Annotated in this window: 15 protein-coding genes and 1 pseudogene; all 16 read right to left on the minus strand. The window is 30.0% G+C overall.

Annotated elements, in window-relative coordinates:
- A partial coding sequence (locus tag BN6774_RS16755) for a metallophosphoesterase (RefSeq protein WP_207644583.1) occupies nt 1-974 on the minus strand: 974 nt, incomplete at its 3' end.
- Nucleotides 975-1,111: 137 nt separating this feature from the next.
- A complete protein-coding gene (gene fsa, locus BN6774_RS16760) occupies nt 1,112-1,756 on the minus strand; it encodes a fructose-6-phosphate aldolase (RefSeq protein WP_066895820.1) in 645 nt (214 codons plus the stop codon).
- A 33-nt stretch (nt 1,757-1,789) separates the two neighbouring features.
- Nucleotides 1,790-2,737 carry an ABC transporter permease gene (locus BN6774_RS16765; protein ID WP_066895823.1) on the minus strand — a complete coding sequence of 316 codons (948 nt, stop codon included), beginning with the start codon at nt 2,735-2,737 and terminating at the stop codon, nt 1,790-1,792.
- Nucleotides 2,737-3,825 (minus strand): ABC transporter permease, encoded by a 1,089-nt coding sequence (locus BN6774_RS16770; RefSeq protein ID WP_066895827.1) that lies wholly within the window; start codon nt 3,823-3,825, stop codon nt 2,737-2,739. Before BN6774_RS16770 ends, BN6774_RS16765 begins: the two co-directional genes overlap by 1 nt.
- Nucleotides 3,825-5,345: an ABC transporter ATP-binding protein gene (locus BN6774_RS16775; protein WP_066895831.1), complete on the minus strand. Its 1,521-nt coding sequence runs from the start codon at nt 5,343-5,345 to the stop codon at nt 3,825-3,827. The genes BN6774_RS16770 and BN6774_RS16775 overlap by 1 nt, the downstream gene beginning before the upstream one ends.
- A gap of 76 nt (nt 5,346-5,421) precedes the next feature.
- Complete coding sequence (locus BN6774_RS16780) at nt 5,422-6,516, minus strand: BMP family lipoprotein (RefSeq protein WP_066895833.1); 1,095 nt, start codon at nt 6,514-6,516, stop codon at nt 5,422-5,424.
- Between the two features lie 80 nt (nt 6,517-6,596).
- Complete coding sequence (locus tag BN6774_RS16785) at nt 6,597-7,628, minus strand: LacI family DNA-binding transcriptional regulator (protein ID WP_066895834.1); 1,032 nt, start codon at nt 7,626-7,628, stop codon at nt 6,597-6,599.
- Nucleotides 7,629-7,806: 178 nt separating this feature from the next.
- A complete protein-coding gene (locus BN6774_RS16790; protein ID WP_235829630.1) occupies nt 7,807-8,700 on the minus strand; it encodes a phosphopentomutase in 894 nt (297 codons plus the stop codon).
- A 7-nt stretch (nt 8,701-8,707) separates the two neighbouring features.
- Nucleotides 8,708-8,887, minus strand: a pseudogene (locus tag BN6774_RS18350) (ATP-binding cassette domain-containing protein); the annotation flags it as partial.
- A 76-nt stretch (nt 8,888-8,963) separates the two neighbouring features.
- The gene (locus BN6774_RS16800; protein ID WP_066895833.1) at nt 8,964-10,058 is read right to left on the minus strand and encodes a BMP family lipoprotein; all 1,095 of its coding nucleotides are present in this window, start codon (nt 10,056-10,058) and stop codon (nt 8,964-8,966) included.
- A gap of 80 nt (nt 10,059-10,138) precedes the next feature.
- Entirely contained in the window at nt 10,139-11,170 is a 1,032-nt protein-coding gene (locus BN6774_RS16805; RefSeq protein WP_066895834.1) for a LacI family DNA-binding transcriptional regulator, read from the minus strand.
- Nucleotides 11,171-11,348: 178 nt separating this feature from the next.
- Nucleotides 11,349-12,542, minus strand: a complete 1,194-nt coding sequence (locus BN6774_RS16810; RefSeq protein ID WP_066895838.1) for a phosphopentomutase — start codon at nt 12,540-12,542, stop codon at nt 11,349-11,351.
- Nucleotides 12,543-12,590: 48 nt separating this feature from the next.
- Nucleotides 12,591-13,895, minus strand: a complete 1,305-nt coding sequence (locus tag BN6774_RS16815; protein ID WP_066895843.1) for a pyrimidine-nucleoside phosphorylase — start codon at nt 13,893-13,895, stop codon at nt 12,591-12,593.
- Between the two features lie 14 nt (nt 13,896-13,909).
- Entirely contained in the window at nt 13,910-14,983 is a 1,074-nt protein-coding gene (locus BN6774_RS16820; RefSeq protein WP_066895845.1) for a BMP family lipoprotein, read from the minus strand.
- Nucleotides 14,984-15,148: 165 nt separating this feature from the next.
- Nucleotides 15,149-15,889 carry a response regulator transcription factor gene (locus tag BN6774_RS16825; RefSeq protein WP_066895847.1) on the minus strand — a complete coding sequence of 247 codons (741 nt, stop codon included), beginning with the start codon at nt 15,887-15,889 and terminating at the stop codon, nt 15,149-15,151.
- Between the two features lie 12 nt (nt 15,890-15,901).
- Nucleotides 15,902-17,650 (minus strand): sensor histidine kinase, encoded by a 1,749-nt coding sequence (locus BN6774_RS16830; protein WP_066895849.1) that lies wholly within the window; start codon nt 17,648-17,650, stop codon nt 15,902-15,904.
- Between the last annotated feature and the right edge of the window lie 91 nt (nt 17,651-17,741).

The following is a 17,741-nucleotide window of genomic DNA, read 5'->3' on the forward strand; positions in this document are numbered from 1 at the left end:
TCATCATAACTTTTTAATATATCCACTAATTTAGTATCCTCTTCAACACCTTTTGTGCTAATAAGTGATCCTGTCTTAGAAGTTATTTCATATTTTCCATCTTTCTTAGTTAACTTTAATTCAACTTTTCCTAAGCTACCAGCATTATTGGCAGGTTGAATTAAAATAGCATTACCGGCTTCTAATCCTTTATTTTCCATGTGGCTATGTCCCATTACTACTACATCAACATCTGGATTACCTTTTGCTATTTCTTTTGCAGAATCACCCTTTCCATACTCACTTTCAAATCCCATGTGAGCGGTTACAACATAAACATCTGCTCCACCTATAGCTTTTATTTCACCTATTACTTTTTTTACTTCCTCTGTTGGATTTGTTGGAATATATCCAGCTAAATTCGGTCCATCCCACCTATCAATATGTGGAGTAACTACTCCAATTATTGCAACCTTTATTCCATCCTCTACTGTTTTCAATACATATGGACTAAATACCCTTGCGTTGTCCTTATATAAATTTGCACATAAAACTTCTGTATTTTGTAATTGTCCAGTTATATCCTTTAATGTTCTCATTCCAAAATTAAACTCATGGTTTCCTAAGCCAAATGAATCATATCCTATATAATTCATAGCTGTCATCATAGGGTTCTTTTCATCATTTAAAAATAAATGATTGTAATTTCCTTGAATATTATCTCCATTATCAACAAGTATAGTGTTAGGATTATTTTGTCTTTCAGAATTTACCAATGTTGCAATTTGAGTTAAGCCTCCATCTGACTTTGTAGCTCTTGCATAATCATATGGAACAAATCTACCATGTAAGTCAGTTGTAGCAAGAATTTGAATAGTTTTAGTTGTTAGTTCTTCTGTAGCTGCTTTTATTGCTTTTATAGGTAAAAGCCCTACAATAAACAATAATACTACCACATAAGCTAATAGTTTTTTTAGGTTAGACCCAATTTTCAAAAATACCCCTCCTAATTTTATATTTATGTTATTTTATAATAACCATAAATAAAAGGACACCTAATGCATTTTAGATAATAAATATCTACGAAAACACTTAGATGTCCATTTTCAGATCCTTGTAGAACTAATAATATCTACTTATTACTATTATTCCAATCCTCTAAAAACTTTTCTATCCCTATATCTGTTAGAGGATTCTTTGTCATTTGAACTAAAACCTTATATGGAATTGTGGCTATATCTGCTCCCGCTAATGCAGCCTCAATACTATGAATTGGATTTCTAACACTAGCAGCTATTATTTCAGTTTCTATATTATGAATTTTAAAAACTTCTGCAATTTCCTTAATAAGCTCTATTCCCTTACTTCCAGTATCATCTATTCTTCCTATAAAAGGACTAACATAGCTTGCTCCAGCCCTTGCAGCTAATAAAGCTTGAGCCGTTGAGAAAATTAAGGTTACATTAGTTTTTATTCCCTTTGAAGAAAGTATATTTACAGCCTTTAGCCCTTCTATAGTCATTGGCACTTTAATAACTACATTATTATGAATTTTTGCTAATTCAAGGGCTTCATCTACCATCTCATCATGCTTTAAGCTTATAACTTCCGCACTAACTGGTCCATCTACTATTGATGTTATTTCTTTAATTACTTCATTAAAATCTCTTTTTTCTTTCGCTATTAAAGATGGGTTTGTAGTTACACCACAAATAACCCCCATATCATTTGCAGATATAATTTCATCTATGTTGGCTGTATCTATAAATATCTTCACGCCTTCATCCTCCATATATCTATTTTAATAAAATTATCTCTTACTTGTATCAAAAGGTTCTCCAGAAGCTTTAGGTGCTTGAGATGTTTTAGAGAATAATACTAATGCTATTAATGTCACTATATATGGGAATGTCTTAAGTATAACTCCTGGTATTTGAGCTAATGTTGGTATTGCTTGTGACACATTAGCAATAGTTGAAGCAAATCCAAAGAAAAATGTTGCTCCTAGTATTCCAAGCGGTCTCCATTGTCCAAATATTAAAGATGCCAATGCTAAGAATCCAAGTCCAGCAACGCTTCCATTAAACTCTCCAGCAAAAGTTAAAAGCATTATAGCTCCACCTAAAGCTGCCATTCCTCCAGATATCATAACTCCTAGATATCTCATTTTAAACACGCTTACGCCAGCAGCTGCTGCAGCTTGAGGATGCTCACCACAAGCTCTTAATCTTAAACCAAAACTAGTTTTATATAATAGAAATACACTTATTAATAGTATGACTATCACTAGCCAAGTAGTTGCATAAGTCTTCGTAAAGAATAATGGTCCAATAACAGGTATTTGTGAAAGTACCGGAAGATCCTTTGGAGTAAAACTATTAGTAACTCTTATATTACCACTACCTGTAATATTTCTTGCTAAATAAACTGTTAAAGCTCCTGCTATCATATTTATAGCTGTACCACTTATAACTTGATCTGCATTTAAATTTATACTAGCAAAGGCATGAAGTAGAGAAAATAATACTCCAACTAATACTGCTACTAAAAGTCCTATCCATAGTGCACCTGGTACTCCATTAGCTTGTAACTTTGAAACAGTTAAGGCTCCAGAAAAAGATCCTATTATCATAAGTCCCTCTAATCCTATATTTACTACACCACTTCTTTCACAATAAAGTGCTCCTAGAGCAGTTATTAGCAGAGGAACTGTATAAGAAATTGCATATGGAAAAATTTGTTCAACTATACTCCACATTATTTTTCCACCACCCTTTCAGAAGAATTGTTTATTTTATTAGATTTATCCTTCTTAAATTTCTTTAATTTTTTTATTACCTTATCCATAACCATACTAGTTGCTGCAAAGTATATTATTGTAGCCATTATTGTATCTGCAAGTTCTGGCGGTACCTTTACAGCAGCATTCATAAATCCTTTACCTACATAAAGTACTCCAAAGAATAATGATGAGAACATAACTCCAATTGGATTACTTGCTCCAAGTAAAGCAACTGCTATACCATCAAAACCTTGGCTTGGCATAACTCCAATTTGCATTATATTAGCATTACCAGTGTATTGTATTGCTCCTGCAAGTCCTGATAAAGCTCCTGCTATCATCATTGAAATAACAATATTTCTATTAACAGGCATCCCTGCATATTCAGCACCAAATCTATTAAATCCACCAGCCCTTAATTCATATCCTAAAACAGTTTTGTTTAAAATAAACCATATTATTAATACTGCTATTATTGCTAAGAAAATTCCTAAATTTATATATGAACCTTTAAATATATCTGAAAGCCATTGAACTTTTAAAGTAGCTGTTTCTGGTAGCATTTTAGATTCAGTTTCTAAAAATTCTCCCTTAAAATACAGAGGCACCATATAATAAACCATCCAATAAGCTATCCAGTTCATCATTATAGATGATACTACTTCATGAACATTAAATTTAGCTTTTAATATTCCAGGAACTATTCCCCATATTGCACCGCCAAGAATACCCACAAGTACTACTACTGGTACTAATATTCCTTTTGGTAAGTCTAAAGTTAACCCTGTAGCTATAGAACAAAATCCTCCAAATAGCATTTGTCCTGGAGTTCCTATATTAAATAAACCTGTTTTAAAAGCAAAGGCAACTGAAAGTCCAGTAAGCATTAATGGAGTTGCTGTTGCAAGAGTATTACCTATTCTTTCTAGGTTCTTTAATCCACCCATAAATAGATATTTATATCCTTCTGCTGGGTTAAATCCCATGATTAACATTAATAAAGCTCCTGCTAAAAGTCCTAATAATACAGCCATTATTGATTTTATGCCTTGATTCTTTTCCATTAGCTTTCACCTCTCTTTATTCCTGCCATCATTAGCCCTACTTCATTTTCATCTGTTTCATCAGCATTTACAACTCCTACAAGCTCGCCATTATTAACAATAGCTATTCTATCTGAAACATTTAGTATCTCATCTAACTCAAGAGATACTAAAAGCACTGCTTTCCCACTATCCCTTTGTTCAACCAATCTTTTGTGTATGTATTCTATAGATCCAACGTCTAATCCTCTAGTAGGCTGAACAGCAATTAATAAATCAGGATTTGATTGAATTTCACGTCCAATAATTCCTTTTTGCTGGTTTCCTCCTGATAAAGACCTTGCTGGTGATTTTCCACCTTCACCTGATCTTACATCAAAAGTTTCTATAATTTCATTTGAATACTCTGTAATTTTATTTCTATTAATAAGTCCATTTTTTGAAAACGGTTCATTTTTATATACTTTAAGAACCAAATTATCTTCTAATGTATAATCTAAAATAAGTCCTCTTTTATGCCTATCTTCTGGAATATGAGCTATTCCTTCCTCTATTCTCTTTCTAATAGAATAATTAGTAATTTCATTCCCATTAAATAATATTTTGCCTTCTTCTGCTGCTCTCATTCCTGTTATAGCTTCTACTAATTCCGTTTGTCCATTTCCTTCTACCCCAGCTATACCAACTATTTCTCCTCTTTTAACTTCTAAATTGAAATTCTTTAACCCTAAAACTTTTTTATTATTTTTAACAGATAAATTCTCTATTTTTAAAACTTCTTCCCCTAGGTGCGCTTCTCCTTTATTAACCTTAAATGATACTTGTCTTCCAACCATCATTTTGGCCATGTCAGCTTCTGAAGTTTCTTTAACATTAACAGTTCCAATGTACTTACCTCTTCTTATAACAGTACATCTATCTGCAGCTTCTTTAATTTCTTTTAATTTATGTGTAATTAAAATTATTGATTTTCCTTCTCTTATAAGATTTTTCATAATTCCAATTAGATCTTCAATTTCTTGTGGTGTTAATACTGCTGTTGGTTCATCAAAAATAAGAACTTCAGCATTTCTATAAAGCATTTTAAGTATTTCAACACGTTGTTGCATACCAACAGAAATATCTTCTATTTTTGCATAAGGATCAACGTTTAAACCATAAGCCTTAGATAATTCCTCTATCTTTTTTGCTGCGCTCTTTATATCTACAGTCAAGAACTTCTTAGGCTCAAGTCCTAAAATAATATTTTCAGTTACAGTAAAGTTTTCAACTAATTTAAAATGCTGATGAACCATACCTATACCTAAATCATTAGCTACATTTGGACTTGAAATTTTAACTTCTTTTCCATTTACTTTAATTATTCCTGCCTCTGGACTATACATTCCAAATAACATTCCCATTAATGTAGATTTACCAGCACCATTTTCTCCTAACAGAGCATGGATTTCTCCCTTTTTTAGTTGTAAAGTAACATTATCATTTGCTATAATTCCTGGAAATTCTTTTCGAATATTAAGCATCTCTACTACATAATCCATATAATTCACCACTTCCTATTTGTACTTATAAGGAAATTTAAAGGAACACCTTTAAATTTCCTTAAGTAATTATTTATTAAGGCTCAATTAAATTATCTGCTTTATCTGCAACAACAATTTTTCCTTCTTTAATTAATCCTAAAACTTCCTCAACCTTATCTTGAGTTTCTTTTGAAAGATTTGGATTTTCAGCTGGGATACCTATTCCACCAGTCTTAGCATCAAAAATTAAAGTTTGTCCACCTTTAAAGTTTCCATCAAGTTCATCTTTAATCATATCAAATGATGCTGTATCTACCTTCTTAACAGCTGAAGTTAAAATAATTGATTTATTTGCAGCTTCATCATATACACCATCTTTGTATTGATCAACGTCAACGCCAACTATCCAAGCTTCCTTACCATTAGCCGCTCTATCCTTAGCTTCTTTTATAGCTCCAACTCCAACTCCACCTGCTGCAGTAAAGATAGCTTTTACTCCCTTGTCAAACATAGTAGCTGCTAGTTGTTGTCCACCTGCAACATTATCAAATGTACCTTCATATACAACATTTTCTGCTTTTATACTCATCTTAGTTCCTAAATTATCGTTAGCATACTTAACACCTTGTTGGAATCCCCAGTTAAACTTTTGAACTGCTGGAATTTTCATTCCACCAATAAAGCCTAGCTCTCCTTCCTTAAGTTGAAGTGCTGCTGCAACTCCTACTAAAAATCCAGCTTCATGTTCAGCAAAGTATATAGCAACAGTGTTATCCCCAACTTTTTCTACTCTTGAGCTATCAAATTTACCATTGTTAGGTGCACCATCAATTATAACAAACTTCGCATCTGGATATTTATCTTGTGCTTGGAATATAGCAGTTTCAAATTTAAATCCAGGAGTAACTATAAACTTATATCCTGTATCATAAAGATTTCCTATTTCCTTCATATAATCTGCTTCTGTAGTTCCTGTTGGTTTGATGTAGTTATTATCAATTTTTAATTCATCCTTAGCTTTTAAGATACCTTCCCAAGTTCCTTGGTTAAATGACTTATCGTCTATAGTTCCTGCATCTGTAACCATCCCTACCTTAAGCTCTTTCTTTGATGTACTATTATTTCCACAACCTACTAAGCCTGTGATCATAAGTGCTGAAAGTGTTAGTGCTATTAACTTTTTTTTCATTTATAAATCCCTCCATAAAATAATATATAGCAATCTTTGATAAACAAAGAAATGCACAAATTTTAATTTAGCTTATACAATTATAGACTTTTCCCATGAAAAATTTCTGAGCCCTTTAAAATTAATTTAGGGGGTATATTAATTCTTTTTATCTTACCCTCATCTTCTCTTGACTTTAATATATCTAGAAGAAGATTCATTGAAACTTCACCTAACTCCATAGGGGAATCTTCCATATAAGATAAATCTATACCAACTATATCTATAAGCTCAACTTTATTAAACCCAATTAATGCCATATCATTAGGAATTTTCATCTTTAGTTCTACTAAAGCTTTAATTACACCTAAAGTCATTCTATTACTACATGCAATTATTGCGGTAGGTGGATTTTTTCGTTTAAAGAAATCCTTTGTTAATTCATAAGCTATATCTAAGTCGAAATTTCCTTCTTTTATGTAGTCATTAATAATTGGAATATCATTTTCCTCTAATGCTCTTTTATAACCTTTTAATCTATTAACAGCTGAACTTGAGCTCATTATACCTGTAATTATTCCTATTTTTTTATGACCACTTTTTATTAAAGCACTTGTAGCCTCGTACCCACCCATTACATCATCTACAAATACTCCACTTAAATTTATATAGCTTAAATCAGCAGAAACTAAAACAATTGGTATATTTATACCCCTTATAGTTTCTATGAAATCAGTTTGAAATTCTGTGTTTCCAAAGCAAGGAGTCATAATAACACCCTTTAACCTATGCTTTTTAACTTCTTCCAAAGCTTTTAACTCACTCTTCACATTATTATTTGTATTAAACAATATTATATTTAAACCAACATCCTCTGCAATTTTACTAATCCCCTTAATAATTTCACCAAAGTAAGAGTTTGTAATGTCAGGAACTATTATACCAATAGTGCTTGTCTCTCTTTTTGAAAGACTTCTTGCTATAGCACTTGGAACATAATTCATTTCTTCTATTACCTTTAAAACTTTTTCTCTAGTTTCCTCCTTAACATAGGAAGAATTGTTTAGCACCCTTGAAATAGTTGCAGATGATACACCAGCTTGCTTAGCTATATCATCTATAGTTACTGTCATCTTTTATCTCCTTACAATATAATTATATAAATTAACAAATTTATCCTACATCTAATATTATATATCTATTTCATTTACTTATACTAGAGTTAAATCTATTTATTATAATTTTTGATAATTTTTTCAATAAATACTATGTATTATTGAAAATTTTTTAAATTAATTAGACAAAATTTATTTATTTAATGTCATTTAAGAAACTATTTCCTATTTTTAAGCTTGAATTTTCGTCACAGTTACTAAAATTATCATTTATTGTTGCACCAATATCCGCCATAGTTTTTAATTCATGAAGTTTTTTAGGCTCTTTTAGTTCTTTACCATAAACTATTACAGGAACATATTCCCTTGTATGGTCTGTCCCCTTAAATGTAGGATCATTCCCATGATCAGCAGTAATTATTAATAAATCATCATCTTTTAATTCTTCAATTAAATCTTTTAATTGTATATCAAATCTTTCTAATGCTTCTTTATATCCAAATGGATTTCTTCTATGTCCATAAACAGAATCAAAATCTACTAAATTTAAGAATATTAGTCCTTTATAATCTTCTTCCTTGGCAATATGAATAATTTCTTGCATTCCCATATCATTGTTTTTTGTTTTTATACTTTTAGTAATACCTTGATTGCAATAAATATCTGAAATTTTTCCTATTCCAACAACTTCATAGCCTCTTGAGCTAATTTCATCTAATATAGTATTATCAAAAGGTTTTAATGCATAGTCATGCCTATTAGCTGTTCTTGTAAAACTACCTTTAGCACTTCCAATAAAAGGCCTTGCTATAACTCTTGCTACTTTATATTCTTCTTTCAAAGTAATTTCTCTAGCAATTTCACAAACCCTATAAAGTTCTTCTAATGGTATTATTTCTTCATTAGCAGCTATTTGTAATACACTATCTGCTGAAGTATATAGTATCAAACTTTTTGTTTTAATGTGTTCTTCACCTAACTCATCAAGTATAGCTGTTCCAGATGCTGCTATATTACCTATGAATTTATGTCCTGTTTTTTCTTCAAGCTCATCTATAAGTGATTGTGGAAATCCAGTATCAGTAAACACTTGAAANTATTCCTGCCTCTGGACTATACATTCCAAATAACATTCCCATTAATGTAGATTTACCAGCACCATTTTCTCCTAACAGAGCATGGATTTCTCCCTTTTTTAGTTGTAAAGTAACATTATCATTTGCTATAATTCCTGGAAATTCTTTTCGAATATTAAGCATCTCTACTACATAATCCATATAATTCACCACTTCCTATTTGTACTTATAAGGAAATTTAAAGGAACACCTTTAAATTTCCTTAAGTAATTATTTATTAAGGCTCAATTAAATTATCTGCTTTATCTGCAACAACAATTTTTCCTTCTTTAATTAATCCTAAAACTTCCTCAACCTTATCTTGAGTTTCTTTTGAAAGATTTGGATTTTCAGCTGGGATACCTATTCCACCAGTCTTAGCATCAAAAATTAAAGTTTGTCCACCTTTAAAGTTTCCATCAAGTTCATCTTTAATCATATCAAATGATGCTGTATCTACCTTCTTAACAGCTGAAGTTAAAATAATTGATTTATTTGCAGCTTCATCATATACACCATCTTTGTATTGATCAACGTCAACGCCAACTATCCAAGCTTCCTTACCATTAGCCGCTCTATCCTTAGCTTCTTTTATAGCTCCAACTCCAACTCCACCTGCTGCAGTAAAGATAGCTTTTACTCCCTTGTCAAACATAGTAGCTGCTAGTTGTTGTCCACCTGCAACATTATCAAATGTACCTTCATATACAACATTTTCTGCTTTTATACTCATCTTAGTTCCTAAATTATCGTTAGCATACTTAACACCTTGTTGGAATCCCCAGTTAAACTTTTGAACTGCTGGAATTTTCATTCCACCAATAAAGCCTAGCTCTCCTTCCTTAAGTTGAAGTGCTGCTGCAACTCCTACTAAAAATCCAGCTTCATGTTCAGCAAAGTATATAGCAACAGTGTTATCCCCAACTTTTTCTACTCTTGAGCTATCAAATTTACCATTGTTAGGTGCACCATCAATTATAACAAACTTCGCATCTGGATATTTATCTTGTGCTTGGAATATAGCAGTTTCAAATTTAAATCCAGGAGTAACTATAAACTTATATCCTGTATCATAAAGATTTCCTATTTCCTTCATATAATCTGCTTCTGTAGTTCCTGTTGGTTTGATGTAGTTATTATCAATTTTTAATTCATCCTTAGCTTTTAAGATACCTTCCCAAGTTCCTTGGTTAAATGACTTATCGTCTATAGTTCCTGCATCTGTAACCATCCCTACCTTAAGCTCTTTCTTTGATGTACTATTATTTCCACAACCTACTAAGCCTGTGATCATAAGTGCTGAAAGTGTTAGTGCTATTAACTTTTTTTTCATTTATAAATCCCTCCATAAAATAATATATAGCAATCTTTGATAAACAAAGAAATGCACAAATTTTAATTTAGCTTATACAATTATAGACTTTTCCCATGAAAAATTTCTGAGCCCTTTAAAATTAATTTAGGGGGTATATTAATTCTTTTTATCTTACCCTCATCTTCTCTTGACTTTAATATATCTAGAAGAAGATTCATTGAAACTTCACCTAACTCCATAGGGGAATCTTCCATATAAGATAAATCTATACCAACTATATCTATAAGCTCAACTTTATTAAACCCAATTAATGCCATATCATTAGGAATTTTCATCTTTAGTTCTACTAAAGCTTTAATTACACCTAAAGTCATTCTATTACTACATGCAATTATTGCGGTAGGTGGATTTTTTCGTTTAAAGAAATCCTTTGTTAATTCATAAGCTATATCTAAGTCGAAATTTCCTTCTTTTATGTAGTCATTAATAATTGGAATATCATTTTCCTCTAATGCTCTTTTATAACCTTTTAATCTATTAACAGCTGAACTTGAGCTCATTATACCTGTAATTATTCCTATTTTTTTATGACCACTTTTTATTAAAGCACTTGTAGCCTCGTACCCACCCATTACATCATCTACAAATACTCCACTTAAATTTATATAGCTTAAATCAGCAGAAACTAAAACAATTGGTATATTTATACCCCTTATAGTTTCTATGAAATCAGTTTGAAATTCTGTGTTTCCAAAGCAAGGAGTCATAATAACACCCTTTAACCTATGCTTTTTAACTTCTTCCAAAGCTTTTAACTCACTCTTCACATTATTATTTGTATTAAACAATATTATATTTAAACCAACATCCTCTGCAATTTTACTAATCCCCTTAATAATTTCACCAAAGTAAGAGTTTGTAATGTCAGGAACTATTATACCAATAGTGCTTGTCTCTCTTTTTGAAAGACTTCTTGCTATAGCACTTGGAACATAATTCATTTCTTCTATTACCTTTAAAACTTTTTCTCTAGTTTCCTCCTTAACATAGGAAGAATTGTTTAGCACCCTTGAAATAGTTGCAGATGATACACCAGCTTGCTTAGCTATATCATCTATAGTTACTGTCATCTTTTATCTCCTTACAATATAATTATATAAATTAACAAATTTATCCTACATCTAATATTATATATCTATTTCATTTACTTATACTAGAGTTAAATCTATTTATTATAATTTTTGATAATTTTTTCAATAAATACTATGTATTATTGAAAATTTTTTAAATTAATTAGACAAAATTTATTTATTTAATGTCATTTAAGAAACTATTTCCTATTTTTAAGCTTGAATTTTCGTCACAGTTACTAAAATTATCATTTATTGTTGCACCAATATCCGCCATAGTTTTTAATTCATGAAGTTTTTTAGGCTCTTTTAGTTCTTTACCATAAACTATTACAGGAACATATTCCCTTGTATGGTCTGTCCCCTTAAATGTAGGATCATTCCCATGATCAGCAGTAATTATTAATAAATCATCATCTTTTAATTCTTCAATTAAATCTTTTAATTGTATATCAAATCTTTCTAATGCTTCTTTATATCCAAATGGATTTCTTCTATGTCCATAAACAGAATCAAAATCTACTAAATTTAAGAATATTAGTCCTTTATAATCTTCTTCCTTGGCAATATGAATAATTTCTTGCATTCCCATATCATTGTTTTTTGTTTTTATACTTTTAGTAATACCTTGATTGCAATAAATATCTGAAATTTTTCCTATTCCAACAACTTCATAGCCTCTTGAGCTAATTTCATCTAATATAGTATTATCAAAAGGTTTTAATGCATAGTCATGCCTATTAGCTGTTCTTGTAAAACTACCTTTAGCACTTCCAATAAAAGGCCTTGCTATAACTCTTGCTACTTTATATTCTTCTTTCAAAGTAATTTCTCTAGCAATTTCACAAACCCTATAAAGTTCTTCTAATGGTATTATTTCTTCATTAGCAGCTATTTGTAATACACTATCTGCTGAAGTATATAGTATCAAACTTTTTGTTTTAATGTGTTCTTCACCTAACTCATCAAGTATAGCTGTTCCAGATGCTGCTATATTACCTATGAATTTATGTCCTGTTTTTTCTTCAAGCTCATCTATAAGTGATTGTGGAAATCCAGTATCAGTAAACACTTGAAATGGCTTATCTATATGAAGTCCTACAATTTCCCAATGTCCAGTAATTGTATCCTTGCCTCTTGAAAGTTCGGTGGCCTTAGTATAATATGCTTCTGACCTGTCTACCTTTCTTATACCTTCAATATCTGCTATATTTCCAAGTCCCAACTTTTCCATATTAGGAAGGTTTAATCCGCCTGTAGCTTTTGCTATATTTCCTAAAGTATTGGCACCCTTATCTCCATATTCATCAGCATCATGAGCTTCTCCAATACCAACTGAATCTAAAATTACTAAAAAAATTCTATTAAACATCTATAATCCCTCCTATCTATTATCTATATATGATTTTAAGCTTATCTCTTATTCAATAATTTTATATATAATATCCTCTCTTATAGGCTTTTCTTTTTTTATTGTATATGCCGATAAAAGCATTTTTTCCGAATCTTGTATTTTATCCTTATCACTTGTATAAATTGTGGCTAATACATCCCCAATATTAATATAGTCACCTATTTTTTTACTTAGAACTATTCCAGCTCCATAATCAATTTCATCATCCTTAGTCTCTCTTCCTGCTCCAGCTAATAATGAAGATATTCCAACCTTTTCTGCATCTAATTCATATACATATCCTTCCTCATTAGCTTTTACCTCATAAGATATAGATGAAATTTTTAATAAATCCTTATCCTCTATTACTCCTACATCTCCACCTTGATTAATAACTAATTCTTTTAACTTACATAAAGCTTTTCCACTTCTAAGTATTTCCTCTAATAACTCCCTACCCTTGTTAACGTTTTCTTCTATACCACCTAATTTAAGCATCTGTGCTCCTAAAGTTAAACATAATTCCCTTAAATCTTCCGGCCCTCTATTATTTAGCACCTCAATTACTTCTTTAATTTCTAATGCATTTCCTATAGCATAACCTAGTGGCTCTCCATTAAGAGTTATAGCAGCAGATGTATTTCTATTTAATCCCTTTCCTATAGAAACCATAGTTTTTGCCAGTTCTTCTGCATCTTCTTTAGTTTTCATAAATGCTCCATCACCATATTTAACATCTAATAATATTGCATCTGATCCTGAAGCTATTTTTTTACTCATAATACTAGCTGCAATTAATGGAATACTATCTATTGTTGCTGTAACATCCCTTAATGCATATATTTTTTTATCTGCAGGAACTATATTTTGAGTTTGGCCAGCAATCACTAACCCAGATTTGTTTACAAATTCAATAAAATTATCTCTAGAAACATTAATATTAAAGTTTGGTATTGATTCTAACTTATCTAAAGTTCCTCCAGTATGACCTAATCCCCTGCCCGATAGTTTAGCAACCTTTACTCCAGCAGCAGCTACCATAGGAACTAATATTAAGGATGTTTTATCTCCAACACCACCTGTACTATGTTTGTCTACTTTTATCCCATTTATATCACTTAAATCCACAACATCTCCCGATTTAATCATTGCCATTGTTAGATTAACAGTTTCATCATCACTTAATCCATTTATATATATGGCCATTAAAAAAGCTGATGCCTGATAATCAGTAATGGTTCCATTTGTATAACCTTCTATAAAAAACTCTATTTCTTCTTTACTTATATGATTACCATCTCTTTTCTTAGCAATAATATCAAAAGCTCTCATAAAAAAACCTCCTTTTAATCTATATATTTATTTTCCTTAATCCAAGAATCAAGTTCATTTCTTGTTTTAGGTAAAGATAAATCATTATTGATTATTTTATACTTTATTTTATTAACTATTTCCATAATATTAGGATCTAAGCTCACTTCCGAGCCCTCCCTAGTTATGTCTATGACCCCTTCTCTTATTCCTGAATAATGTACTCCTGAGCTCCAATTGCTTTTCTTTAGATGATTAATTTCATTAAATACTATGTCATTTATATATCTTGTAGCAGTTGATATAATAACGCTTGGATCAAGATTGTTTTGATTTTCATCTATTCCATAAGCATATCCACCTGCTTCCTTTGCTGCTGAAAATACCCCTAACCCAGATGCCCCTGCTAAATGTTGTATATATTTAACTCCCTTGCTATACATTAATAAAGATATTTCTTTAGCTTTTAATGGATTTCTAAAATCATTTACTACAGCAGTTATAACTTCACCTTCTGGGAATACATATTTATATCCGGCTTCAAAACCAATAGCACCTTCCCTTAGATGAAGAACTTCCATTCCTAAAACTACTCCTGCTTTACTTATACTTCCATTTTTTTTATATTCATTTTTGCTTAGTAATCCTGATATTACACCATTTAAAAATGCTTGTTCTTCCCATCTGGTATAAATTGAACTAATATTTTTACCTTCTAATTGAGAATCAATTAATGTAAATTTTTGATTAGGGTATAATTTTGAAACCGCTTTCACATCTTTTTCTTGTTCAGGACCTACAGCAATTATTAATTCATAATCTTTAGTCTTTGCAAAATTCAAAATACTTTCTTCATATTCCTCTGGATTAATAGGTTCTGAATAATCAAATTCTATATCTAGCTCTTTTTGAGCCCTTAATAATCCATCATATATAAGATCATTAAAAGACTTATCACCTAGTCCACTTCCTGTAAAAACTACGGCAACCTTAATAGGCTTTAAAACTTCCTCATCAGAATTTTTTTTATTAACAAAACTTAAGGCTATTAAAGAAAATAATGCTAATATAACTATTTTAATTGATGTTTTATATGTTTTTTTATCCATTACTTCTCCTTTATAATAAAACAATAACCTTTAGTTAATTTAATTATACATAAACCTAAATTTACTTTATATGAATAATATTGATATTAAGTGTAATTATCTTTTAATTTAATAGTAAAATATTGATTTTTAAAAAATATTTTGACATTTTTCTATTATATAATTTTATTCTCTATCTTCTTCAGGGGATACCCCCATATATTTCTTATAATTTTTAGAAAAATATCCTGGATTAGAATATCCAACTTCCATTGCTATTTGTGATATTTTCATATCCGTATTTTTTATTAACTCCTTAGCTTTATTAATTCTATATACAGTTAAATAAGTACTAAAATTTTCTCCTACCTCTTCCTTAAACAATCTAGAAAAGTACTCATGTGATAAGTATATATGCCTTGCTACATCAATAAGAGAAATATGTTTTTTATAATTCTCTTCTATATATCTTAATGCTTTTTCAATTGTTTTTGAATATGTTTTTTCTTCATACATGTTGTCATTTATACTCTTATGGCATTCCACGTCTTTACTTTTTATTTTGCCTTCTATTTTATATAGTAATTCTTTGATTTCCTTAGGTCTAATATCTGATTTTATTAAATATTCATATGCACCAAAGCTTATAGCTTCCCGTGCATAATTAAATTCTGCAAAATTTGTTAAGATAACAATAAACACCTCTGGCATAATTTCTTTTATTTTTTTAGAAAGTTCTAGTCCATCCATTACAGGCATTTTTATATCTGTAATTACAACATCCGGATTATTTTTCAAGGCTAAATCATAAGCCTCTTTACCATTTTTCACACTTCCTATCACTTGGAATTCTTCAGAAATATTCCTAATAGTATAACCTATCCACTCTCTAATTGGTGCTTCATCCTCAACAATTAAAATTTTCATATTTTATCCCCCTCATTTTGGTAAAACATATTTAACGCTTGTACCCTTTCCCTCTTCACTATTAATTTCTATTCCATACTCCTTTCCATAGTTCAACTGTATTCTTTCATGAACGTTAATTAATCCTACCCTATTAATAGAATCTTTATTATTAAATACATTGCTAATTTGCCTATTACTCATCCCCCTACCATTATCCTCAATTTTAATTATTATATAATCTAAGTTACTATATCCAACTATCTTAATTTTCCCTTCCTTATTTTCGCCTTCCATACTATAAAATATTGCATTTTCAACTACTGGTTGTAATATTAAAGCAGGTACTCTTATATTATCTATACTTTTTTCTATATCTATTTCTACATCAAAAGATTTAGGATACCTAATTTTTTGAAGTTCAATATAGGCTTTAATTATTTCTATTTCCTCCCTTAATGTAATTAACTCACTAGCCCTAGGCAATATATTTCTTAAAAGTTTAGAAAACTTAAATAACATTTCTTCTGCTTCTTCATTCTTATTCATTGATACTAAAAACCTTACTCCACTTAATGTATTATATAAAAAATGAGGATTTATTTGAGCTTGTAAAAAGCTTAGCTCTGCAATTCGCTTTTGCTTTTCTTTTTCTTTTATTTCTTCAATAGACTCATCTAACCATTTAATCATATTATTAAATGATTCCTCAAGGTTACCTATTTCATCATTCCTATCTACATTCACCTTTACCTTTAAGTCTCCATCCATTACCTTTTCCATTATATTTTTCATATTGATTACAGGCTTAGTAATCCAAGAGGAAAGTTTATAAACAATTATAAAAGATACAACTATTGCTAAAATTAAAGTTAGAACAAACTTTTCTGTTATTTGTTTTATAGGTTGCTTAATAATGTGAGATGGAATTTCTTCAATTATTGACCATCCATACTTATTTAAAGTTGATTCAATTTTAATATAATTTGTATTTTCTCTTTTAAATGCTGAATACCATTCACCTTCTTCTAAATAAGAATCCACCTTTATTTTTTCAAAATAGTTCTCACCAATTAATCTCTTATCTTTACTTGATATAATATCTCCCTTTAAATCAATAATATAGATACTTCGTCCATCTTTTATAATTTTACTATACCTATCAAACAACATTTTTTCACTAATATCCATAATAAGGACCCCTAGTGTCTCACCTGAAATTAAGTCTTTAATTGATCTTCCCATTCTAAAAATAGATTTAAAAGGACCAATCCCCTCCTCATCTTCAAAAGTACTTATTAAAACTGTTTTTCCATTAGCCTCTATTATTTCACTATACCAATTTTCATTTTTAATAGAGTCCATAGTATATTTATTTTTAGAATATGTACTACAATTCAAATCGTTTTCAGACACTATATATAAATCAGGTTTCATATACTTACCATACTTCCATACCTGTTCATTTAATAATCCCTCTACATACTTTCTTAAAGAAATAACTTCTTCAGTATTTTTTTCTACATCCTCTTTAGATATAGCTAACGCAGTATTCAACTTATTATCTTCCACAATATTATTTCCTATTTCCTCTATATTTGAAAGAAATATAGAAATATTATCTGCAACCTCATCTAATATTTCACTATTTAATTTCCCCATTTCAACTTGAATAATTTTGTTAGTATCCTTAATTGACCATGCTCCAATTACTATTGAAATAGTTATTATTAAAGTTATTAAAAGTAAACATAGTTTTAGTGTTATACTTTTTATTTTCATAATTAATTCCTCTTTCAATCTATCTATATAAATATTTTACTAAAGTTAAATTATTTAGTCTATTCTTAAATATAAAGAAGGAGCTATATTT

The organism is Clostridium nigeriense (assembly GCF_900086595.1).
GTDB lineage: Bacteria > Bacillota > Clostridia > Clostridiales > Clostridiaceae > Clostridium > Clostridium nigeriense.